A 22401-nucleotide genomic window follows, 5' to 3' on the forward strand; every position below is an offset into this window, starting at 1 on the left:
ATGACTGCGCTCGTAAGGCTCATCAAGCCATTGATCATCGTCTTCGCCGTCTCCCTGCTTACTGGTGGCGTTCCCGCCCATGCACAGTTTGTGCCCGGGATCGGCGGCAGCGTACCGACGCTTGCTCCGATGCTGGAAAAGGTAACCCCGGCTATCGTCAACATCTCGGTCGTCTCGCAGGCGCCCGAAGAGGATAATCCCCTCTACAGTGACCCCTATTTCCGCCGCTACTTTAATCTTCCCGATCAGCCTCAGGCGGAACCTCGCCTGAGCGCCGGATCGGGGGTCATTGTCGATGCGCAACGGGGCTACGTGTTGACGAACCATCACGTCGTCGCCAATGCCCGCAAGATCCTCGTGACGCTCAAGGATGGAAGGCGATTGGATGCGAAGCTCGTCGGCTCCGACAAGGGTACCGACATTGCCGTTCTCCAGATACCGGCCCGCAATCTGACCGCGTTGCCTTTCGGTGATTCGGACGCATTGCGTGTTGGCGATTATGTGGTGGCGATCGGTAATCCGTTCGGTCTTGGGCAGACTGTCACATCCGGCATTGTCAGCGCGCTTGGCCGAAGCGGTCTTAGCCGAGAAGGTTATGAAGATTTTATCCAGACGGACGCCTCGATCAATCCAGGCAACTCGGGCGGCGCATTGGTAACCTTTGACGGGAAGCTCGCGGGGATCAACTCCGCTATCCTCAGCCCGGCTGGGGGCAACATCGGAATCGGCTTCGCCGTACCGAGCAAAATCGCGAGATTAGTGATGACTCAGTTAATCCAAAACGGCGAGGTCGTTCGCGGCAAGCTGGGCGTGGCGATTCAGGATATCGATTCCGATATGGCAGCTTCACTTGGGCTCGATGACGTCGGCGGCGCCCTGATCGCGGCGGTAGAGCAGGGATCTCCGGCCGCTGGAGCGGGCTTGAAACCGGGTGACGTGGTGGCGGCTGTCGATGGTCGGCCGGTTCATGGCGCTGCCGATCTGCGCAATCGCATAGGTCTGACACCAGTGGGCTCGCAGATCGAGCTGACAGTCAGGAGTAGTGGCTCGGAGCGTACGATTAAGGCACGTGTGAGTGGATCATAGAAGCTGGCGCTCTGCATCTTTTCCGGCGGCGGTTCGTCTACGGCCGGGAATGCTCATCATTCGTTAGGCTGTAGGGGAACGCAAGAAGCACTCGACGAGCTCTAGCGGAATCCACTCGCCTTGAACCAATTCGAACCGGCCACCCCATTAGTACAAACCCCATCCGTCTGAATTTCCTAAGTAACAGATACCGGCTTTTGCCCGATTGGGATGTCCGATTTGGGGGCGCTTCCGGTCTGTCCTCGCCAAGGTTGCGCCGCAACCTTGACTTAGACCAAGTCGTAGACCATTTCTTTGGAGGAATATGGGAAAGCTTAAGGGAGTCCAACTGATGCGCGTGTCTGTAAGCGAGGCCAAAGGACAACTCACTGAGTTGGTGAAGCGAGCTGAAGCAGGAGATGAGGTCATCCTAACCCGTCGCGGCCATGAGATCGTGCGCCTGGTCGCCGTTGCAGTCTCACCCGGCCTGAAGGGGCGGCGCGCATTGATGGAGAAAGCCAGGGCATCGGCCATAGCCAAGGCGCTTCAAGGACCAGCGGCCGCCCGCAGCCAAGACTTTCTTTATGACGATGACGGGATGCCGGCGTGATTGCAGTCGATACATCGGCTCTCTTGGCGATTGTCCTCGACGAACCGCAGGGCGAAGCTTGCATGAGGGCGATCGAGGAGGCTGATCGACTGTTGATTTCGGCCGGCACCGTCGCTGAGGCCCTCATCGTAGCCTCAAGACGCAATGTCGGCGAAGAAGTCGGCCTACTCATTTCAGGCCTCGGCTTCGAGATCGTGTCCGTAACAGCTGCCGCCGCCCGTCGAGTGGCCCATGCCTACGGCCGATGGGGCAAGGGTGTTCACCCGGCTGGACTGAACTATGGTGATTGCTTTTCGTATGAAGTCGCCAAAGAGCACGATTGTCCTCTGCTTTATGTGGGGGAAGATTTCACGCAGACTGACGTTCGGCGGGCTCGTTAGCACCTCCTCCCAATCTAAACGGGTGAACTGACTGGCAGTTGAAGAGCCGTGGAGCGTCCAATTCACGTCTATGCTCTTGAAGAGATTCGAACTGTGGATACGATCGTCTCAGCGTTAAACTTTTGCCTCGAAAGTTAAATCCCGATCTCTACACGGTGACGTTCGCTCCAGCTAAGTATGGTTCAAGACAGCTCGCATATGTCGGTCATAGCCTTCGTCCAGACGAGTCTTGCCTGAATTGCAGAGATCCATGGCGCGGCGATGCGATAAGCGGATGCTTCAAAAGAGCATCAAATGCTGCCGGTCAACCCTTTAACCTTCAACACGGACTCCAGCTTGCTGACTTCGATGACCGACTTACCTTGTTTATAGGCCTCGATGTATCCGGCTTCGGCCTCGTCGCGGGCCTGTGAGAGCCGCGCGACATCCTGCGCCTCCTCCCGGCGAACGACGACCAGCCCATCCGCATCGCCGACGATGATATCGCCGGGATTGATGATCTCTCCGCCAACGATGACCGGATCGTTGACCGACGCGATCGTTTCCTTGACCGTGCCCTTGATGCAGATGCTCAGCGAGAACACTGGAAATCCAAGTTCTCTCAATTGCAGCGTGTCGCGCACGCCGGTATCGGTCACTAGGCCACCGATGCCCTTGGCAAGGCAAGCATTGGCCAGGACATCGCCGAAGGAGCCGGCTTCCTCATATTCGCCTGCTGAAACGACGATGATATCGCCGGGTTTGGCGAAGTTGATTGCAAGCTGCAGCATGATGTTGTCACGCGGTGCGCATTTCACCGTGAATGCCGGGCCGCAGAGCTTCATGCGATAATCCACGGGCTTCAGCCGCGAGGACAACGCGCCGCGGCGGCCTTGCGCCTCGTGAATCGTTGCGGGCGAGAATTTGGCGAGTGCGTCGATGTCGGCCTTGCTCGGACGGTTGGCAATATCTTTGATGTGGGTCACGGAAACCTCCCATGGTCAAGCTAGCGGCGGGCGCGCCCACCGCCTGTTATCAACGACAATTTTCGGATGGATGATTGGCCGGACTAAACGGCCTATGGCTAGGGAATCGGGTCAAACTTCAATTCGGTGATCGGCACGACCTTCTCCGTACGGGTCATTTTGTACTCGGTGTTCGGGCCAAGCCATTTCTCCCAGATCTTGTTGATCTCGCCAGCGCCATCGAGCTTGTGGAGGATTTCGTTGATCTTTGCGGTCAGCGCAGGCTGATCCTTTTGCATACCGATGCCAACCGGCTCCAGCAGCATGGGTTCGTCGATCATGCGCATCTGCTTGCCCTTCGTCTTGGATTCGTTGACAAGCAGCGTCGTCGTCATGGTGTTGGCGACCAGACCGCGCGCCTTTCCCTGCTGAACGGCGAGGTAGGCGGACCCGGTGTCCTGGAAGGTCAGCGGATCGGATTTGTTGAGCTTGATTGCCAGTTCCGAAGTCGAGCCCTTGGTCGAGGCAAGACGCTTGCCCTCGAAATCGGCCTTCGTCTTGCCAGCATCATCCGCGGGAACGATGAGCATTTCCTTGGCGATATAATAGGGATCGCTGAACTGGATCTGGTCTGCACGACCCAGCGTGTAGGCAAGGTTGGCAACCGTGATATCGACGCGGCCAAGCTTCACTTCGGGAACGCGCGCCTCGACCGAGATCGGCTTGATCTCGGCCTTCACGCCGAGTTCGTTTGCGATCGCCCGGCACAGATCGACATCGAAGCCGACCATTTCTCTGGTTTTCGGGTCCGGCGAGGAAAACGGCGGCACGTCGGCATAGGTCGCGCAGCGCAGCGTCTTTGCCGACATGATGCTGGCGAGCTGATCCGCCTTGGCCGGAAGGGCAATGGCGACGCCGCAAAGCGCCAATGTCACGGTAAGATATTTCCAGTCCATAGCTGTTCTCCTTGTTATTGATTTGTGGTGCTCTATCTCTTTGTTTTCTCGCAATTCCGGACGGAAAACCGCTACACACTTTTCCTGGAATTGCTCTAATGGCGCAGATCGGAAAGAAAGCGCTGAGCTCTGGGATGACGAGGGCTCTTGAAAAACTCTTCGGGAGGCGCGGTCTCCAGGATCTCACCGGCATCGATGAACCAAATCCGGTCGGCCACGTCGCGGGCAAAGCCCATTTCATGGGTGACGCAGAGCATCGTCATCCCTTCAGCCGCCAGGCTTTTCATGACGCTGAGCACTTCGCCGACCATCTCGGGATCAAGCGCGCTCGTCGGCTCGTCGAAGAGCATGACCGGCGGCTCCATCGCGAGCGCGCGGGCAATGGCCACGCGCTGCTGCTGACCACCGGAAAGCTGGCCGGGATAGGTATTCGCCTTGTCGGCAAGACCGACGCGATCAAGCAGTGCGAGCGCCTTGTCGCGCGCCACTTTCACCGGCACGCCCTTGACCCGGACCGGCGACATGGAAACATTGTCGACGACAGATAAATGGGGGAACAAGTTGAAATTCTGAAAGACGAAGCCGATCCGGCTGCGCAGCCGATTGAGCTCGACAGCGCCCATCGCGGCATGAATATTCCTGCCCTCGAAATCTATCGAACCGCTATTGATCTCCTCCAGCCGGTTGATCGTGCGGATCAGAGTCGACTTGCCGGAGCCGGACGGTCCGCAAATGACGACGACTTCGCCGTGGCTGACATCGGCATTGATGTTGTTCAACACCTGGTAATGACCGTAGCTCTTGCAGACCGCGTGAAGACGGATCTCTCGAGCGCCGTCCTGCGGCGCGGAAACTGGGATGCTCATAGCTGCTCCGTGAATGTTTTTAAAGGCACGACGTCGCTGCGCAGGCGTATCTTCCTTGGCCCGGCTCGCCGGCGGGCAATTCGACGTTCGACGCTGTTTGCGGCATGGGTCAGGCTCCAACAGAGCACATAATAGACAACGGCGAGGATGAAGAAGACCTGGAAGGGTTGCGACAACAGCTGGTTGTTCACCTGGCTTGCCGCAAAAGTCAGATCCGGCACGTTGATGATGTAGCCGAGCGTCGTATCCTTGATCGTCGAGACGAAGGTCGAGATCATGCTCGGGATCATGTTGTAGAGCGCCTGAGGCAGGATCACGAAGCGCATCGCGCCGATATAGCTATGGCCAAGCGCCCTGGCAGCGTCCATCTGCCCCTGGCCGAGCGAGACGATGCCGGCCCGCACGACCTCGCTCAGGAACGCGCCCTCATAGATCACGAGCGTTACCAGCATGATCAGGAAGCTCGGGACATCCGCCCCCGTCCAAAGCGGAACGATGAAATAGCACCATAGGATCAACATCAGCAGCGGAACGCCGCGCGTGATGTAGACGAGGCCAGTTGCGGGCCATCTAAGGACTGCCCATTTGGAAAGGCGAGCCATGGCCAACAGTATGCTCACAGGAAATGCGAGCGCGATGGCCAGCGCTGAAAGGATCAGCGTATTGGCAAGCCCGCCCAGCGGGCCATTGGGATACTGGCCGATCAGCAGCAGCAGCCAATATTCATGGATGATCTTGATGATATCCTGGATCACGCGCGCGCCCTCCGTGCGGGATCGCTGCGCAGCGAGATATATGCGCCCAAGGCCATGATGATGAGCGAGAAGAACAGATAGATGACCGTGCCGATCAGATAGATCTCAAAGGTTCGGAAACTGACATTGTCGATCTCCTTGACGGCGTGGGTAAGCTCCGACGCACCGACGACGATTGCAAGGCTGCTGTTCTTGAACAAGGAAACGCTGTGATTGATGAGCGGCGGCAGAGCATTGCGCACGCCCTGGGGCAGGATGACGAAACGCATGGCCGAGATGTAGCCATGCCCGAGCGCCTTGGCCGCTTCCATCTGCCCTGAGCTGACCGACCGCAGTCCGGAGCGCAAATCCTCGCTGAAATAAGCGGCCTGGCACAATCCCAGGCCTATGATGGCAAAGATTGCCTCGGCATTGTGGTCGGCGAGCCAGTCGGTGATGCCTTGCGGCATCAGCGTATAGATTCCGAAATACCAGAACATCAGCTGCACCAGCGTCGGCACGTTGCGATGATAGGAGACGTAGGCCTTCACGATCGGATCACCGATGCGAAGCGGCGAGACCCGCAGGGCAAAAAGCAGGATGGCCAGCGTCATCGCAAGCAGCCAGGAGCCGATATAGATGACGAAGGTCATCTCGATGCCTTGCAAGAGCATCGCGACGTAATCCGGATTCCTCAGGATGGCCGACAGATCGAACCCGCTCACCGCTTCGCACCTTCCGCATCATAGATGGCGGCGGATGTCTCGGGCTTTGCCGTCTGCAGGCCACCCATCACCTGCAATGTCGGGGTGATCTCCATATGACCGATATTGACTGCGACCGGCGCTGAAATCGCAAAGGCGATCGCATCCGCGATATCGGCCGCCTGCGGCAGCTCGAACCCGTCGATGAAGCGTTCGCGCACGCTCGGGTCATCACCATGGACGTGGTTGAATATATCGGTCGCAACACGACCAGGGCAGATCTCGGTGACGCGGACCCGCTTGCCGAATGCATCGATGCGCAGCTGGTTCGACAGCATGGCGACGCCAGCCTTGACGGCATGATAGGTGGAATTGCCGCCGAAGTTGTAGTTTCCGGCAATCGAGGAGATGTTGATGACGTGTCCGCGGTCGCGAGCCACCATCCCCGGCACGACCAGACGGCAGATGTGCAGCACTGCGCGAAGATTGACATCGATGAGGAGATCGATGTCTTCCTCATCCGCCTGAAGGAATTTCTTCGGCCGGTCGACGCCGGCGTTGTTGACCAGAATGTCGAACTGAACCCGGTTGGCAAGATCGGCGATTGCGGCGCGATCCGTCACATCGACGACGTGGGCGATACATCCCGTGCGCTCGGCCAGCTCCTTCAGGGCGCCGGCGCTGCGAGCGATCGCATGCACCTCGATGCCCTCGCGGCAAAGCCGCTCCACCACCGCGGCACCGATACCGGAGGAGGCGCCGGTGACCAGCGCGGTCTTGTAGTCGGAGAATGGCATTCTGATCCCCTTTTTGTTGGTTTGGACATTAGCGGAGCTTCAACTCCTTGCCTAAGACCGATTACTTTTGGAGTAATAAGCAACTTTTATGGAGATGTGCCGGCAGCAAGCGGACTGGCCGTCGCCGCTGGCGATTGCGATTCTTTTGCAAGAGCCGACATGGCGTCCCGACATCGGCGCGCGTTGCAAAACAGATGCACGTCTGCAAACATGCCCCGTAAAGACAGAACAGTACCCAAAGCCATGGATATCAGACGCTTCAAATCCTTCATCGCTATCGTCGATAGCGGCAGCATCACGCGGGCCGCCGATATCCTGCATCTCGCCCAGCCGGCACTCAGCCAGCAATTGGCGGCGCTCGAGGAACATTTTGGCCAGAAACTCCTGATCCGAAGCCAGCAGGGCGTCAGCATGACCGATGCCGGACACGCGGTCTATCGGCACGCGCAGATTATTCTGCGCCAGATGGAACAGGCGCAGGCCGATGCCGCTGCAGCCGGCAATTCGCTTGCCGGACGCGTCTCGGTCGGGCTCGTGCCCTTCAGCAGTGCCGCCACGCTTTCGGTCGATCTCCTGGCGGAAACACGCAAGAGGCACCCCGGAATTCTGCTTCATCTGACGGAGAGCGTCGGTCAGACCTATAGCCAGATGATCATGACCGGCCGGCTGGAAATGGCGTTGATCCACGGCACGGGGCCGATCAAGGGCGTGCGGTTCGAGCCGATCCTAAGGGAGGAATTCTATCTCGTTGCCCATCGCAATTTCGCGATCGATTCAGACCAGAAACCCGTGCCCGTCAGCGCACTCGATGGGATGCCCATGCTGTTGCCGCCGGCTTACAATTTCGTGCGCCGGGCCGTCGATGCCGCCTTCACGCGCAGCCGCATCAATCTCAAGGTCGTGGCCGAAGTCGAAATCGTGCGAACGCTGGCGCGCGCCGTCGGCAGCGGGCTTGGCGCGACCATCATGCCGAAGGCGATTGCCGACCGTATCGTCTCGGAATCGACCGAGCCTCTGGTATGCCGGCTGATTTCGCCGCGGATCGAGGAAACGCTGTCGCTTTGCACATCCGACCAGAACTCGTTGTCGGAGCCGGCATTCGCCGTCAAGGACATCCTCGTCGAGCTGACGGAGCAGTTGAAGGTGTAAAGCTTAGGGGCATACGCCAACGGCCTGCGACCCGTAAAGCGGGCCGCAGGCGCGCGGGATTACCACTCAGCGCATATCGCGGCAGAACTCGGCGATACGGGCGCAGCCCTCGCCAAGCTTTTCCATGCTTGTCGCATAGGAGATGCGGAAATAAGGGCTCATGCCATAGGCGGAGCCCTGCACCGTCGCGACATGGTGATCATCGACCAGCGCCATGACGAAATCGACATCGCTCTCGATCTTGCGTCCGCCCTTGGTGGTCTTGCCGATCAGGCCGGACATATTGGGATAGATGTAGAAGGCGCCTTCCGGCTTGTGGCAGCGCAGTCCTTCGACCTTCGACAGTTGATCGAGCACGAAGTCGCGTCTCTCCCTGTAGATCGCCGCCCGCTCCTTCAGGAGATCCTGCGGCCCGTCCAGCGCTGCGATCGCCGCTGCCTGCGTGACTGTTGCGATGCCGCCGCTGTTCTGGCCGTTGACGTTGCTGATCGCGGCAATCAGCTCCTTCGAACCGCTCGCGCAATATCCCAAGCGCCAACCGGTCATGGCATAGGCCTTGGAGACGCCGTTCATGGTCAGGACCCGGTCATAGAGCCTCGGTTCGGCATCGGCGATCGTGCAGAATTCGAAACCATCATAAACCAGATGCTCGTAGATATCGTCGGTGAGGATCCAGACATCCGGATGGCGCAGCATGACTTCGGCGATCGCGGCCATTTCGGCGCGCGAGCAGGCGGCACCCGTCGGATTGTTCGGAAAATTCAGGAGAAGCCATTTGGTGCGCGGCGTGATCGCTGCCTCGAGGTCCTCCGGACGCAGCTTGAATCCGGCCTGCTCGAAGCAGGGAACGGCGACCGGGACGCCGCCGGCAAACTTGACGATGTCGGCGTAGCTGACCCACGACGGCGTGGGAATGACGACCTCGTCGCCTGGATTGCAGGTGGCCAGCATCGCGTTGAAGATCACCTGCTTGCCGCCGCCGGAAACGACGATCTGGCTTGCATCATAATCGAGATTGTTGTCTCGCTTGAACTTTCTGCTGATCGCAGCTTTCAGCGCCGGCGTGCCATCCATCGGCGGATATTTGGTATCGCCGCCAAGTGCGGCCGCATGGGCTGCCTCGATCGCATGGGCGGGTGTCGAAAAATCCGGCTCCCCGGATGAAAGGCTGACGACCTTGATGCCCTTGGCAGCCAGTTCGCGGGCACGTTGGGTCATGGCGGCAGAGGCGGAGATAGAAACATTCTTCAGGCGATCGGCTGTGGAGGGCATTGGCGTGCTCTTTCAGTGGAAATGAAAAACTTGCTGGCCAGCAACATCAAGATGCGAGTTCGGCCGCGGGCGCCAAGGTGGCGCCGGAAGCCTCGATTTCGCTGCGGATGATACGGGCAAGCTCAAGCGCGCCGGGCGTATCGCTGTGGACGAGGATCGATCGGGCTGGCATTTCAAGCATGCTTCCGTCGATCGCCTCGACGGTTCCATCCGTCAGAAAGCGACGCACCCGTGTGCGGACCGCAGCCTCGTCCTTCACCAGCGCGCCCGGCAGACCGCGGGCAACGAGCCTGCCGTCGGCATCATAGGCGCGATCAGCCAGAAACAGCGCCAGCGTCTTGAGTTTGGCGCGCCTTGCCGCCTTTTCGATTTCACTGCCCGATGTCACGAAGACAACCAGGCGCGGATCGACCGCGGCAATGGCATTCATCATCAGATCGGCGAGCACCGGATCGCGATTGACCATATTGCCCATCGCCGCATGAAAGCTGAAATGTCCGACACTCATGCCCTCGCTCCTGGCGATCGCGATCAAGGCGCCGAGCTGATAGAGCATCTGCTGGCGAAGCTCGTCCGGCTGGAACGGCATCTCGCGCCGGCCGAAGCCGGATCGGTCCGGCAGGCCCGGATGCGCCCCGATACCCACGCCGTTCTCCCTTGCGAGACGGACCATGCGCGCCATCGTGTCCGGGTCGCCGCCATGAAAGCCGCAGGCGATATTGGCGGACGACACGATCTTCATCATCGCTTCGTCGTCGCATAGCCGATAGGGGCCGAAACCTTCACCCATGTCGGAATTCAGATCGATTTTCACCGCTTCCTCCCCTTGATCGTTGAAATTGCCGTCAGGCCATTGCCTTCAAGGCACGCTTGACCATTTGCGACGTCCGCCTGACATCCTCGACATAGCGGGCAACGGCCTGCTCCACCGCGCGCGCCTCGGCATGCGTCGAGCGGACGAAGCGCAGCCTGCTGCCGATCCGAGCCTGGCCAAGCCGCCACAGATCGCATTCGATGACGCCGGCGATCTTCGGATAGCCACCCGCGGTATTGGCATCGCTCATCTGAATGATCGGCTCGCCGGCGGGCGGGACCTGGATCACGCCAGGCACGACGCCATGCGAGCGCATCTCGACCGTCACCGTCGGTTTTATCGGTTCGCCGGACAGGCGATAGCCGGTGCGGTCGCTGCTCGACGATATACGCCAGACCTGGCTCCAGAAAGCTTCGCCATCGCCGGCAAACAGCTCATGTTCGCCGGCGACGATCGCGCGGATGGACAGCACGCCATCGACCGGGGCCGGAAAGACATCATTTAGCACCACGGCCGGCTCGACCACTGCGAGACCGCTCGCCGGCAAGGGGAGCGCATCCGCTGGCGGGCCGAATTCAATTCGGTCACCCTTGATCAGCGGCCGACCGGCATTTCCGCCGAATCCGCCGCGCAGTGCGGTGCTCCGCGATCCCATGAGGACCGGCACATCCAGCCCTCCGCCGAACACGATATAGGCGCGGGCCAGCCTCGGCGGCTGCCACAGCTCCAGGATCTGGCCCGGCTCGGCGACATAGGCGCACCATGGAAGCAGTTCCTGGCCGTCCAGCGCAGGATTGCCATCTGCACCTGTGACGGCAAAGACAGCATGAGCCGCGAACCGCAGTTTGAACGGAAAGGTCTGAACCTCTATGGCCGCCGCATCGTCGTCGTTGCCAACAAGGATATTGCCGATCTTCACCGCAAGAGGGTCCATCGCGCCGCTGGCTGTGACGCCGATGTCGCGGTAGCCGGGGCGACCAAGATCCTGGATCGTGTTGAATGGGCCGGTTTCGATGATCTCGATCATAGCTCGATCCTTGCCGGCAGAAAGTGGACGATATCGCCGGGCGCCATCAAAGCCGGCGTCGCGGCAGTCGGATCGAACATCTGCAGTTCCGCGTGGCCGAGCGAATTCCATCCATTCGGACCCGTCAGCATCGCAACCCCCGTCTGCATTCCGCCGATCGTCACGCTGCCCTTCTCCATCCTTAGCGAAGGAACGGTCTTGCGGGGCATGTAGATGCGCGGATCGAGCCCGTGCAGGTAACCGAAACCGGGGGCACTTCCCAAGGCAAATACGCGGTAACTCGCCTCATAATGGATGCGCACGACCTCGCGATCGCTCAAGCCGCAAAAGTCGCAGATGGTCGGAAGATCGATTGCATAAGCGCCGCCATAATGAACCGGGATTTCGATGACTTTTCCCACGAGGTCCAGGCTCTGGGCATTGTTCCATGCCTCAAGAAGCCGACCTGTCATCAGCTCGGGATCCTCTGGCGTCTCCCTGAGGATCGCCAGAAGATTGGTCATCCCGGGGATCACTTCCGCTATATCAGTCCAGCCCTTCACCGTTCGCGCCAGAGCCCAGATCCACCGCTGCGCAGGCAGATCGAATTCGCCGGGTGCTTCGAGCAGGAAAGATCGGGTGCCGATGCAGGAGATCCTGGCCCGGCCCTTGGAAGCAGGAACGATTTCGCGCGGTGACGTGAGGGTGTTCGATGTGGCGATCATGACAGCGGCTCGATTTCGAACAGGGGATCACCGAATCCGACCAGGGTTTCTGGCTCTACCGATCGCCTGGCCAGCAAACCGGCCCTGCCGGCTGGAATGGGAAGCAGGACAGAACCGATGCGAATAAAACCGATCACATCCTGGCTTGAGACCGAGCGAGGCAGACGCTCGGTCTCGCTGGAATCCGACGGATGCAAGGGATAGAAGTGGCCCGCCATTGGCGCTTTGACCACCGCCACCGATGTCGCCGGCGCAGGCTGCGCATTTCCTGTCAGGTTGATTTGGGCGCCCCCGGCCTTCGAGACCACGATGCGCAGATTGCCGGCCGGTCGCGAAATTTCTACGCCATCGACGCCTGCTGCCGTCAGTGCGTCGGCCAGAGCCGCGAGGGTCGAAGGGTCGCTAAAGTCGATCGCCCTCATGCCGCCCTCCTCTGCCGAAGCCATTGTTCCAGATAGTGGATATCCGTCTCACCGCGGGCAAACCCTTGATCCTCGAACAATGCGCGCAACAGCGGCAGGTTGGTGGAAATCCCTACTATCTGGGTGGCGGCAAGTGCCTCGCGCATTTTGGCCATCGCTTCTGCCCGTGTGGGCGCATGGACGATCAACTTGGCGATCAGGGAGTCATAGTAAGGCGAGACCCGATAGCCGGCATGAATATGGGTATCGACCCGGATTCCCGGCCCTTCCGGCAGGGCTAATTCCGAGATCGTACCTGCCGAAGGCAGGAAGCTTTCTGGGTCCTCGGCATTGATGCGGCATTCGAAGGAATGGCCGGTACACGCCAAATCATCCTGGCGTACTTCCAAGGGGAAACCCTGGGCGACCATTATCTGCGCCTGGACGATATCGATCTCGCTGGTCATCTCGGTGACGGGATGTTCGACCTGCAGGCGCGTGTTCATCTCGATGAAATAGAAGGCACCGTTTTCGTAGAGGAACTCGAAGGTTCCGACGCCACGGTAGCCGATCTGCCGGCAGGCTTGCACGCAGGCCATGCCGACCGGCTTTATCGTTTCCGAGGAAATCCCAGGCGCCGGAGCTTCTTCCACCACTTTCTGATGCCGGCGCTGCATGGAACAATCGCGATGCCCGAGCCAGACGGCATTGCCATGGATATCGCAGAGCACCTGAATTTCGATGTGACGCGGATGCTGGAGGAACTTCTCCATGTAGAGCGCCGGGGACCCGAAAGCCTGACGAGCCTCTTCCGATGTCAGGGCGATGGCTTCGTGCAGCTCGCCTGCCTCGAGCACCACCCGCATCCCCCTGCCGCCTCCGCCGCCTGCGGCCTTGATGATCACAGGATAGCCGATCTCCTCAGCGATCCGCTCGACCGAAGCCGGATCATCCGGAAGGGACATATCAGGGCCGGGCACGCAGGGCACACCGGCAAGGATCATTGCCCGTTTTGCCGATATCTTGTCGCCCATGGTCGCGATCGAGGAGGCCTCGGGGCCGATGAATGCGAGGCCCGCTCTCTCCACGGCTTCGGAAAAAGCAGAGTTCTCGGACAAGAAACCGTAGCCGGGGTGGATCGCACCCGCTCCGGTCAGACGCGCGGCAAGGAGGATCGCATTTTGATTGAGATAACTGCCGGCTGCGTTCGCCGGACCGATGCACAGTAAGGTGTCGGCGGCCTTGCCGTAAGACGCCTGCCTATCGGCTTCAGAGCAAATCGCAACCGTCTTCAAGCCGAGTTCGCGGCAGGCCTGCTGAATTCGCGCAGCAATTTCGCCGCGATTGGCAATCAGGACCGTATCGAAACGGCGCCCCGCCAACCCCATCTTGTCGAGAGATTTCGCCATCAGGCAATCTCCGCCAGGACGTCGCCTGTCTCGACTTCGCCGCCATCCATCTGGGTGAGACGCGCGATGCGGCCTGCCTTCGGCGCGACGATCTTGTTGAAGACCTTCATCGCTTCGATGATGAAAAGGGTCTGGCCCTCCTCGACCATGTCGCCAACCCTAACGAAAGGCTCCTGCCCCGGCGCTGGCCCTCGATGCAGGACGCCGAAGATCGGCGCCCTCACGGTGGTGATCGATGCTTTGCGAGGGACAACGTCGTCGCGCCCCTGTTCGGCAGGACTGGCGAGCACAGTTTCGAGCGCTTGCGACGACGCGGTCGGGGTAGCCTGTCCCAGCGTGCGGAAAATGCGAACGGTAACGTCTTTCTCCGTTACCGAGAGCTCGGTAACGTTGGATCGTCCAACAAAATCGATCAGTGTCTTTATTTTCGACAGGTCCATGCGAGAACTCGGCATTTCGGAGAACCTCCCGCAATCCGATCAGTGATGATTGCGTTTGGCTGAGCTCCTCCCTACACGATGGCTCTCACGATGGGGTCAGAGGAACTTTTGATGACGCTGGCATCCAAGCGTTGCTATGGCCACCCGCGGGGCATCTCCTGACAACCTGTCCCACATGAATTTTCGATTCGCTTGCGCTGGGATTAGGTATCCGCCGGGGAAGCCATTAAGTATGCTCTTGATGGAATTCGAACCGACGACCCTGTGGTTGCAAAGTGTCCCCTCACAAATTTTCCAGTAGCATACATCGACTTAGCCTTGACACAATGGCCTACGACAGGACGATCCGGTCGCTCGGGCTGGCGACCTTCAGTTGCGTGCTAGCCAATGCGCATACGCCTGCGCGCTCGCGTTCGTCGGTGGGGTGAAGAGCCGCACCTTTTTGATGGATCAACCGCTCACTTGAGCCGCGTGACCGCTTGCGGCGCGCTTCAGCCGATACCATCGGCGGCTTCGGAGGATGAGGCAAGTGTGCGACCATGTCGACGGTCTGTAATGATCGGCATGGAGATTTACGTTCTTCTGTAAACGCTGCCATACCCTCGGTTGGTATTAACACAACAACCCAGGCCGCCTTGAAGTTTCATAACTCGTCTTATCTGTTTTTTAGCCGGATAAATATTGGGATCTGAATTGGCGACCCCTAACCCAGATGGGCTGTTTGATAGAACGGACCTAGGGCGCACGAGCTCAAATAGAATTCCCCGCCCTAACCGGGGATGTGATCCGCCCTACCTATATCCTTAATGAAGGCGAGCAGAAGCGTGCCAAGTCGACCCGGCTGCTCCTGCTGTATCCAATGACCAGCGCCGTCGATCAGCTCGATGCCAGCCATCTTCGTCGCCGCCTTCGTCCTCATGATATCGAGCGCGCCCGGCGACGCATAGGTGCCCCAATTGTGAATCGGCGTCGCCGAATGACCCCGCCCATCCTTGAAATATCAACAGCTTGTGACGACGGTTTGCCCCTAATCATCGCGCCGATTCACACCGCCGCAAAATCGGCATCCTAAAAAGAGTTCTAATCCCGCGGGCCGCGGCCGTTCTTGTGGGATTGCAGCCTTTAAGATCGGAGATCCCGGTCTGCTTGCCGCGATCCTTTCGTGCCATCGGCTCGGTCGAACCAACGCTGCCCGTGGTACGGTTACGCCGATCGGAGAGAACCTCGCAATGCAGACCGCTCCCGACCATTGTCGGAAGCGGCGCGGTGGGCTGCTCTACTTGGCGTTCTTGACGAACGCCGTCGTGTAGGTCTTCGACAGATCGATCGACTTGCCCTGCACGTTCTTGGAGAACTCGGAAAGCACGGCAAGAACGGTTTTCGGACCGTCTTCCGGCATCACGCCATCGGGCGTGAACATCGCCTTGCCGTTTTCAAGCGCCTTCACATAGCCTTCCTTGTCGCCGACATAGAAGTCTTTCGGCATCTTGTCGGCGATCTCGGCGGCTGAATGCGTGTTGATGAAATGCAGCGTCTTGACGAAAGCATTCGCAAGCTTCTGCACCTCTTCTTTATGAGCATCGACCCAGTCGGCGCTCATATAAAGGGATGCGGCAGGATAGGTTCCACCCAGGGCGGCCCTTGTCCCGGCCATCGTGCGCATGTCGATGAGAACCTTGGCCTCGCCGGTCTTCAGGAGACGCGAGACCGTCGGCTCCGTCGTCATGCCGGCCTGAATGGCATCCTGTTGCATGGCGGCGATAAAGGTCTGGCCGGCACCAACCGGAACGGAGGTGAATTCCCCCAGCTTCAGGCCGGCCTTGATGGCCAGATACTGCGTCAGGAAGTTGGTCGAGGAACCAAGGCCGGTGACGCCGAGGCTCTTGCCCTTGAAGTCAGCGGGGGATTTGATTTCCGGATGCTTGGCCGACACCAGCTCGACTTCGCCCGGCGCCTGGCTGAACTGCACGACGGATTCGACGAACTTGCCCTTGCCCTGAAGGTCGATGCAATGGTCGTAGAAGCCGACGACGCCCTGGACGGCGCCTGCCAGCATTTCGTTTTCCGCATCGACGCCGGCCGGCTCATTGAGAAGTTCGACGTTCAGCCCCTCGTCCTTGAAATAGCCGAGCCCTTCGGCAAGCTTTGCCGGCAGATAGATCTGCTTTTCGTAACCGCCCACCATGATGGAAATCTTGTCAGCAGCATTGGCTGCCGTGGCGCCGATCGAGCCTGCAGTTATGATGATGGAAAGGGCTGCGGTATGAAAAAGTACGCGCGATGAACGCATAAGTGTCTCCTCCTGTTGCGGCACCACGTCACATGACATAGGCGCCTGCTTCCTCCACGAAGCCCAGTGAGCTTAGTGAGAGCAACCTTTCAGTTAGCTTTCAACGTTGCCTCGATAGATCAACTGGGTTCATTTTGTTCCTCAGCGCTTGAAACATGAGAAAGATATGAGGCCGCTGTCGCCAATGCAGAGGCAAACCATGCCGACAATTTCTTTGCCCAGGCGATAAAGGTAGCCGGTAAATAACCTCCGCACACCACCCGCATGCATCCGATGCAGCCAGCTGTTGTACCCTCGCCTAATCGAGCGTCAGAGGTCACTATCGCCTTCCACCTAATCAAGCTTCTTGTAGTGACGATGGCTGAAGCCGCGAGGGATTGTCTCGCCGTAAACCTCGGCCTTGGCCTCGCTATGACTGCGCCTGTCACGACGACGGCTCTGCCAGATGGGGCCTCCGGCTTCATCGCCGTGCTCATCAGCATCGTTGACACCTTGCTCATAGGCAACCTCGGCCTGGCGCTGGAGGTGTCCACGATCGTTTTTTTCCCAGACGTTAGTGCCAGTTTGGCGTGAGCCCCAGGCGCACCATCGCCGATTACATGGCGCGACGACCAAACTGAAGGAGCATACGTCGAGGCTGGCTCTCATCGGCGATCTTGCGGCAGCGGAAACGAGCGGCGCATGGGCCATCACCGGTGCAGCATTATGGCGCGAGTTTACCGATCCGTATGGTTTGAGCGAACCACCCGTAAACTGGTTATCCTACCATTCACGCAATCTCTTCGAATTGAAGGATCGCAGTTATGAAAAAGATTTCCGCCAACAAGTCTCCGATGGCTCTCGGGGCCGCCCTTTTCTCGCTTACCTGCCTTAGCCCAATTTTGGTGCTTGTCCACACCTCGCCAGCCCTTGCCGCCGAAAAGGTCATTCCGGCGGAAAAGAACCCTCCCGGCGACATACCGGACACGCAGGTCTTCATTGACTACGCATCGCCGCATGGCTTCACCATGAAGGTCCCCGAAGGCTGGGCACGTTCTGATCGTGCCGACGGTGAAAGTTTCATCGACAAGCTGGACGGCGTGCTCGTCTCTATCTCAAATGCCACGGCGGCCCCCACCATCGAAAGCGTGAGGGGAAAGGAGGTGCCCAACCTCAAGACCGCCGAGCGGGCAGTGACGGTGGCATCCGTGGAGTCCGTGAAATTGCCAGCGGGTCCGGCGATCCGCATCGTCTATACGTCGAACTCACAGCCGAACGCCGTGACCAATAGGCAGGTTCGGCTGGAGAACGAACGCTATCTGTATTTCAAGGACGGCAAGCTGGTCACGCTCGAATTCTACGCGCCGAAGGGTGCGGATAATGTCGATCAATGGCAATTGATGTCGAAGTCGTTCCGCTGGAACTAGGGCGGTCGTGGAATGTTCCTGCTTGTCGCGCATGAACTCTACCGGTTTTTCCACGTGGGCGAGGACGAAACGTTTGCGCTGCGGGGAGTTAGCCTATCGCTGTCGCCGGGAGAGTTCGTCGTTTTGATGGGGCCGTCCGGCAGCGGTAAATCTACGCTGCTGGCGTGCCTGACGGGGTTGGACGAACCGGATGGCGGCCACGTCCTGGTGGACGGCATGCGACTGACCAGGCGATCGGAGGCGGCGCGGGCGCGCATCCGCGCCACGAGTTTCGGCATTCTTCTCCAGTCGGGCAATCTCTTTGCTCATCTCAGCGTGGAGCAAAACATTCGATTTCAGATGAGCCTTGCCGGGAAGATCGACGCCACCCGCGTAGGTCAGCTTATCGAAATGGTGGGCTTGCCACATCGTGCACATGCTTTCGTCACGCAGCTGTCCGGCGGGGAAACGGCGCGCGCCGGTCTTGCGGTGGCTCTTGCCGCCGATCCGCCGATCCTTGTTGCGGATGAACCTACCGCTGAAGTCGATGCCGACACGGAGTCGCGATTGATCGATCATTTCGAAACCAGACGCCGCGGCGGTCTCACCACTTTGCTTGCAACCCATAGCGAGGCATTGGCTCGGAAGGCTGACAGAATAATCTGGCTCCATGACGGGAAGGTGGCGGATGACTGACATCCTAGCGATCTGCCGGAATGTTGGCCGAAAATTCTCAAGCGGCAACGAGCCACTGTCCGTGCTGCAAGACATAAACTGCGAGATCCATACATCTGATCGCATTGCCTTGGCCGGCCCATCCGGCTCTGGCAAGACAACCTTGCTGCATATTCTTGGTGGACTGGATCGCCCAACAAACGGCGAGATTGAATGGCCGTCTTTTGGCACGATCGAGCAGCTTCGTCCCCGCCGGGTCGGCTTCGTGTTCCAGTCGCCCAGCCTGTTTCCCGCCCTGACGGCGGCACAGAATGTCGATCTGCCGGCGATCCTCGCGGGAGTGAAGGTAGCGCCCAGCCACAGCCGCGACTTGCTGTCGTGCTTCGGTCTTGGCGAACTTGCGGACAAGCTGCCGGAGGAATTATCGGGCGGCCAGGCTCAAAGGGTCGCAATGGTACGCGCTTTAGCCCTTCGGCCGAAACTCGTCTTGGCCGACGAACCGACCGGACAACTGGATGGCACCACGGCGCAGTCCTTCATGAATATGGTGCTGGAGTATGTGGAGCGAATGGGGGCGGCACTGGTCGTTGCCACGCACGATGAAGCGATTGCCACACGGCTGGCGAAGCGCTGGACACTGGGTCACGGCCGATTGATTTGCGATGGAATGAGAGTGGCGAGAACATGATGTTTGTTCTGTGGATCCGAGGCGTCCTTACCCATCGGCTCGTCCGTGTTGCTGGTTCAGCGATGGGTATCGCTCTTACTGTGGGGCTTCTGGCCATATTAGCCCTGTTCTTGGTCAGCGCGGGGGCTTCCATGACTTCCCGAGCGGTATCGGCAGTCCCCATCGACTGGCAGGTCCAACTCGTACCGGGCGCGGATCAGAACGCGATGCGAAACACATTGGATAAAGCGGCGACTATCCAGACGGTGCGCCGGACAAGCTATGCCGATGTCGTCGGATTCGAAGCGAGCACCAACAACACTGTCCAGACGACCGGGCCGGGACAGGTGATCGCGTTCGACGACAATTATCTGCGCGATTTTGCCAAGGAAGTCCGATTCCTTTCTGGCAGTCGCGACGGCGTCCTGATCGCGCAGCAGACAGCGGCCAACCTGCATGTCGTGCCTGGAGACAGGGTGACGATCAAGCGGGTTGACTTGCCGGCACTGACTGTGACGGTGAACGGCGTGGTCGATCTTCCCGACGCCGATGCGCTGTTTCAGGCGGTCGGCCAGCCACCCCAAGCAATTCCACAGGCTCCTCCGGATAATGTGCTCATCCTGTCAATGGCTCAGTGGAAGCAGGCCTTCGATCCTCAGGCGAAGGCGCGCCCCGACACTACTCGTCAACAGTTGCATGTCAGGCTCGTCCACAAGGCCCTACCACCGGATCCGGTATCGGCCCTCACCTTCGTCACCAGCGCCGCCAGGAACCTGGAAGCAAAGACCGCGGGACAGGCACTGGTCGCGGATAATCTAGGCTCCCGCCTCGGTGCGGTGCGCGAAGATGCGCGTTATGCTTCCGTGCTCTTTCTGTTTCTGGGCCTGCCTGGCGTCGCGTTGGCTCTGGCCCTGACCTTTGCGGTCACGTCGTCTGGCGCCACGCAACGCCGCATCGAGCAGACGCTGCTGCGCGTTCGTGGCGCCCCCTCCGCGACAGTCCTCGCTTTCTCCGCCACCGAGGCAACGGTGGCTGCGATCGCCGGTACGGCGCTTGGAATTGCCGCAGCGTTATGGCTAGAGCCTCTGGTATCGGAGCTGCGCTTGGTTCCGGGAGCGGCAGCCCCAATCCTGGGCCTCGTGACCATCGGCGGGCTTGTCGCGGGCTTTGCCGCATATCTCTATCCAGCATGGCGAGACTTGCGTGCGAATACCGTGAGCGCGGCGCGGCGCACGATTGCCGTGATCGCAGAGCCAGTTTGGCGGCGCCTGTGGTTGGATGCAATCCTACTTGCGTCGGCAGGCCTGTTCTTCTGGCAGACATCAAGCACCGGATATCAGATCGTGCTGGCACCGGAAGGTGTCGCTGGCACCGCTGTGGACTATAAGGCGTTCATCGCGCCTGCTTTGTTGTGGCTCGGGCTGGCACTACTGACGCTGCGCTTGTCGAACAGCGTGATTTCGAACAATGGGGTGCTTCTTCGGACCTTCATAAGGCCTGCCAGCGGTGCACTCGCGCCAATCGTAGCTGCCGCACTATCCCGGCAGGCCCGCCGGCTCACCGCTGGCATCGCTATGACGGCGCTGGCCATCGCGTTCGCCACCTCGACAGCGATATTCAATGGCACATACAATGCACAGTCGCGTGTCGATGCAGAACTTACAAATGGGTCCGACGTCACTATATCCGGCGCGTTAGAAAAGCCCGCCGAGGAGCATCTGCCCGCGCTCGCTGCCTTGCCGGATGCTGCCGCGGCCGAACCAATGCAGCATCGCTTCGCCTATGTCGGATCCGATCTTCAAGATCTCTATGGCATCGACCCGCAGCGTATCGGGCGCGCCACGAGCCTTTCGGATGCATATTTCAGCAGCGGCAACGCTGCAGCCACCCTCGCTGAGCTCGCCGCAACGCCGGATGGCGTGCTCGTATCGGAGGAAACGGTTCAGGATTTTCAGCTCCAGCAGGGCGACACGATCAACTTGAGGCTGATCGACGCACGAGACCATCAGTATCATCCGGTGCCGTTCAAGTTCATCGGCGTCGCTCGTGAGTTTCCGACCGCACCGAAGGATTCATTCCTTGTCGCCAATTCCCGCTATGTAGCTGAAAAGACTGGAAGCACCGCTTCGGAATATGTATTGATGAAAGCCAAGGGTGATCCGGCAACTCTCGCCGCGGAAGCGTCCACCCTCGTATCCGATCCGTCGATGAAAATCACCGACATCGGGCAGGCCGCTCACCTGATCGGTTCAAGCCTAACCGCTGTCAATCTGGCCGGCCTGACGACGATAGAGCTGACATTCGCCGTCGCTGCGGCTGCCGCAGCCGGTGGGTTGATGCTGGCACTGGGCCTGATCGAACGGCGCAGGAACTTCGCCATTCTGAGCGCCATCGGGGCGACCCGCCCGCAACTGTCGGCCTTTCTCTGGAGTGAAGGTCTTCTCATTTTTGTTGGAGGGGTCGTTTTGGGCGTGCCGTCCGGCATAGCAACGGCCTGGATGCTGGTGAAGCTGCTGACTGGCGTATTCGATCCACCACCCGAAAATTTGTCGATCCCATGGGCCTATCTTGGTACCGTCTTGTCTCTGGTGGCCATCGCCATCGTCATGGCAGTTCTGGCAGCAAGACCGCCACGAGGGCACGACGCTGAGTACTTGAGGGATTTCTGAAGGTTTGGATGTTCCCCTCTACGTGACCAACGATCATTCGCTGCGGTGCCGATCTTGGCTTCATTAATCCACGATCTTGGACTGGCACTGAGTTAGCCGCGTCTTACAAATTGTGCGATTGCGGGTAATTCCGTCGAGATGACACCCTAGCCTGCCAGTGGGTCTCTAGAGGCCCGTTGTCGTACCTGCTTGCGCGTCATGCCATCCGTTCCGCGATCCAAAATTGGCAGCTGCGATGCAGGCTTTGACGCCGGCGCTGCGGGCTGGCCGCCCGGCAGCAACGAATGCCGATCGACAACTGCGCTATTGCCCCATTTTCTCGCGGTGCCGAAAGCAGCGAGATCACCGAGCGCCTGCGGGACTGCGCCCATGACTTTACGAAATTGTAAACTGTCGGACAGGTGCGGTCGACAAATGAAGGTTAGTCGTGACCGGGCTCGACG

The 22401-nt window shown here is 59.5% G+C and carries 23 protein-coding genes and 1 pseudogene; 9 read left to right on the forward strand and 15 right to left on the reverse strand.

What is annotated here, in order from left to right:
• The 3 genes and pseudogenes from FHT73_RS26050 to FHT73_RS26060 all read left to right on the forward strand — a co-directional run.
• A pseudogene (locus tag FHT73_RS26050) lies at nucleotides 1-1074 on the forward strand (Do family serine endopeptidase); the annotation flags it as partial.
• Nucleotides 1075-1417: 343 nt separating this feature from the next.
• Nucleotides 1418-1675 carry a type II toxin-antitoxin system prevent-host-death family antitoxin gene (locus tag FHT73_RS26055; RefSeq protein WP_112339682.1) on the forward strand — a complete coding sequence of 86 codons (258 nt, stop codon included), beginning with the start codon at nucleotides 1418-1420 and terminating at the stop codon, nucleotides 1673-1675.
• Nucleotides 1672-2055 carry a type II toxin-antitoxin system VapC family toxin gene (locus tag FHT73_RS26060; protein WP_183715836.1) on the forward strand — a complete coding sequence of 128 codons (384 nt, stop codon included), beginning with the start codon at nucleotides 1672-1674 and terminating at the stop codon, nucleotides 2053-2055. The genes FHT73_RS26055 and FHT73_RS26060 overlap by 4 nt, the downstream gene beginning before the upstream one ends.
• 290 nt (nucleotides 2056-2345) lie before the next feature.
• On the opposite strand, the gene FHT73_RS26065 is transcribed toward FHT73_RS26060, so the two are convergent.
• The 6 genes from FHT73_RS26065 to FHT73_RS26090 all read right to left on the reverse strand — a co-directional run bounded on the left by FHT73_RS26065 (nucleotide 2346) and on the right by FHT73_RS26090 (nucleotide 7056).
• Nucleotides 2346-3020: a 4-carboxy-4-hydroxy-2-oxoadipate aldolase/oxaloacetate decarboxylase gene (locus FHT73_RS26065; RefSeq protein WP_183715838.1), complete on the reverse strand. Its 675-nt coding sequence runs from the start codon at nucleotides 3018-3020 to the stop codon at nucleotides 2346-2348.
• 98 nt (nucleotides 3021-3118) lie between these two features.
• Nucleotides 3119-3955 carry an ABC transporter substrate-binding protein gene (locus FHT73_RS26070; RefSeq protein ID WP_183715840.1) on the reverse strand — a complete coding sequence of 279 codons (837 nt, stop codon included), beginning with the start codon at nucleotides 3953-3955 and terminating at the stop codon, nucleotides 3119-3121.
• 95 nt (nucleotides 3956-4050) lie between these two features.
• Nucleotides 4051-4821 carry an amino acid ABC transporter ATP-binding protein gene (locus FHT73_RS26075; protein WP_183715841.1) on the reverse strand — a complete coding sequence of 257 codons (771 nt, stop codon included), beginning with the start codon at nucleotides 4819-4821 and terminating at the stop codon, nucleotides 4051-4053.
• Nucleotides 4818-5576 (reverse strand): amino acid ABC transporter permease, encoded by a 759-nt coding sequence (locus FHT73_RS26080; RefSeq protein WP_183715843.1) that lies wholly within the window; start codon nucleotides 5574-5576, stop codon nucleotides 4818-4820. Before FHT73_RS26080 ends, FHT73_RS26075 begins: the two co-directional genes overlap by 4 nt.
• Nucleotides 5573-6280 carry an amino acid ABC transporter permease gene (locus FHT73_RS26085; RefSeq protein WP_183715845.1) on the reverse strand — a complete coding sequence of 236 codons (708 nt, stop codon included), beginning with the start codon at nucleotides 6278-6280 and terminating at the stop codon, nucleotides 5573-5575. Before FHT73_RS26085 ends, FHT73_RS26080 begins: the two co-directional genes overlap by 4 nt.
• Nucleotides 6277-7056: an SDR family oxidoreductase gene (locus FHT73_RS26090; protein WP_183715847.1), complete on the reverse strand. Its 780-nt coding sequence runs from the start codon at nucleotides 7054-7056 to the stop codon at nucleotides 6277-6279. Before FHT73_RS26090 ends, FHT73_RS26085 begins: the two co-directional genes overlap by 4 nt.
• A 243-nt stretch (nucleotides 7057-7299) precedes the next feature.
• Between FHT73_RS26090 and nac the strand changes: the two genes are divergently transcribed.
• On the forward strand, nucleotides 7300-8205 hold the full coding sequence (nac, locus tag FHT73_RS26095; protein ID WP_183715849.1) for a nitrogen assimilation transcriptional regulator NAC: 906 nt from the start codon (nucleotides 7300-7302) through the stop codon (nucleotides 8203-8205).
• A gap of 66 nt (nucleotides 8206-8271) precedes the next feature.
• On the opposite strand, the gene FHT73_RS26100 is transcribed toward nac, so the two are convergent.
• The 9 genes from FHT73_RS26100 to FHT73_RS26140 form a co-directional block, all read right to left on the reverse strand.
• A complete protein-coding gene (locus FHT73_RS26100; RefSeq protein ID WP_183715851.1) occupies nucleotides 8272-9477 on the reverse strand; it encodes a pyridoxal phosphate-dependent aminotransferase in 1206 nt (401 codons plus the stop codon).
• Nucleotides 9478-9523: 46 nt separating this feature from the next.
• Nucleotides 9524-10291, reverse strand: a complete 768-nt coding sequence (locus tag FHT73_RS26105) for a 5-oxoprolinase subunit PxpA (RefSeq protein ID WP_183715853.1) — start codon at nucleotides 10289-10291, stop codon at nucleotides 9524-9526.
• Between the two features lie 31 nt (nucleotides 10292-10322).
• A complete protein-coding gene (locus tag FHT73_RS26110; protein WP_183715855.1) occupies nucleotides 10323-11318 on the reverse strand; it encodes a biotin-dependent carboxyltransferase family protein in 996 nt (331 codons plus the stop codon).
• Entirely contained in the window at nucleotides 11315-12022 is a 708-nt protein-coding gene (gene pxpB / locus FHT73_RS26115; RefSeq protein WP_183715857.1) for a 5-oxoprolinase subunit PxpB, read from the reverse strand. Before pxpB ends, FHT73_RS26110 begins: the two co-directional genes overlap by 4 nt.
• Nucleotides 12019-12444 (reverse strand): acetyl-CoA carboxylase, encoded by a 426-nt coding sequence (locus tag FHT73_RS26120; RefSeq protein ID WP_183715859.1) that lies wholly within the window; start codon nucleotides 12442-12444, stop codon nucleotides 12019-12021. The genes pxpB and FHT73_RS26120 overlap by 4 nt, the downstream gene beginning before the upstream one ends.
• Complete coding sequence (locus FHT73_RS26125; RefSeq protein WP_183715861.1) at nucleotides 12441-13832, reverse strand: acetyl-CoA carboxylase biotin carboxylase subunit; 1392 nt, start codon at nucleotides 13830-13832, stop codon at nucleotides 12441-12443. Before FHT73_RS26125 ends, FHT73_RS26120 begins: the two co-directional genes overlap by 4 nt.
• Nucleotides 13832-14272, reverse strand: coding sequence for an acetyl-CoA carboxylase biotin carboxyl carrier protein subunit (locus FHT73_RS26130; protein WP_183715940.1), 441 nt, complete (start codon nucleotides 14270-14272; stop codon nucleotides 13832-13834). Before FHT73_RS26130 ends, FHT73_RS26125 begins: the two co-directional genes overlap by 1 nt.
• A gap of 769 nt (nucleotides 14273-15041) precedes the next feature.
• Entirely contained in the window at nucleotides 15042-15191 is a 150-nt protein-coding gene (locus FHT73_RS26135; RefSeq protein WP_246712231.1) for a hypothetical protein, read from the reverse strand.
• Nucleotides 15192-15548: 357 nt separating this feature from the next.
• Nucleotides 15549-16562, reverse strand: a complete 1014-nt coding sequence (locus FHT73_RS26140) for an ABC transporter substrate-binding protein (protein WP_183715863.1) — start codon at nucleotides 16560-16562, stop codon at nucleotides 15549-15551.
• Nucleotides 16563-16919: 357 nt separating this feature from the next.
• On the opposite strand from FHT73_RS26140, the gene FHT73_RS26145 reads away from it, so the two are divergent.
• The 5 genes from FHT73_RS26145 (at nucleotide 16920) to FHT73_RS26165 (ending at nucleotide 21958) form a co-directional block, all read left to right on the forward strand.
• Nucleotides 16920-17135: a hypothetical protein gene (locus tag FHT73_RS26145; RefSeq protein ID WP_183715865.1), complete on the forward strand. Its 216-nt coding sequence runs from the start codon at nucleotides 16920-16922 to the stop codon at nucleotides 17133-17135.
• A gap of 230 nt (nucleotides 17136-17365) precedes the next feature.
• Nucleotides 17366-17968: a hypothetical protein gene (locus FHT73_RS26150; RefSeq protein WP_246712232.1), complete on the forward strand. Its 603-nt coding sequence runs from the start codon at nucleotides 17366-17368 to the stop codon at nucleotides 17966-17968.
• A gap of 12 nt (nucleotides 17969-17980) precedes the next feature.
• Nucleotides 17981-18643, forward strand: a complete 663-nt coding sequence (locus FHT73_RS26155) for an ABC transporter ATP-binding protein (protein WP_183715867.1) — start codon at nucleotides 17981-17983, stop codon at nucleotides 18641-18643.
• Complete coding sequence (locus FHT73_RS26160; protein WP_183715869.1) at nucleotides 18636-19310, forward strand: ABC transporter ATP-binding protein; 675 nt, start codon at nucleotides 18636-18638, stop codon at nucleotides 19308-19310. The genes FHT73_RS26155 and FHT73_RS26160 overlap by 8 nt, the downstream gene beginning before the upstream one ends.
• A gap of 131 nt (nucleotides 19311-19441) precedes the next feature.
• On the forward strand, nucleotides 19442-21958 hold the full coding sequence (locus tag FHT73_RS26165; protein ID WP_246712233.1) for an ABC transporter permease: 2517 nt from the start codon (nucleotides 19442-19444) through the stop codon (nucleotides 21956-21958).
• Nucleotides 21959-22401: the final 443 nt, after the last annotated feature.

Source organism: Rhizobium sp. BK098 (assembly GCF_014193155.1).
Taxonomy (GTDB): domain Bacteria; phylum Pseudomonadota; class Alphaproteobacteria; order Rhizobiales; family Rhizobiaceae; genus Rhizobium.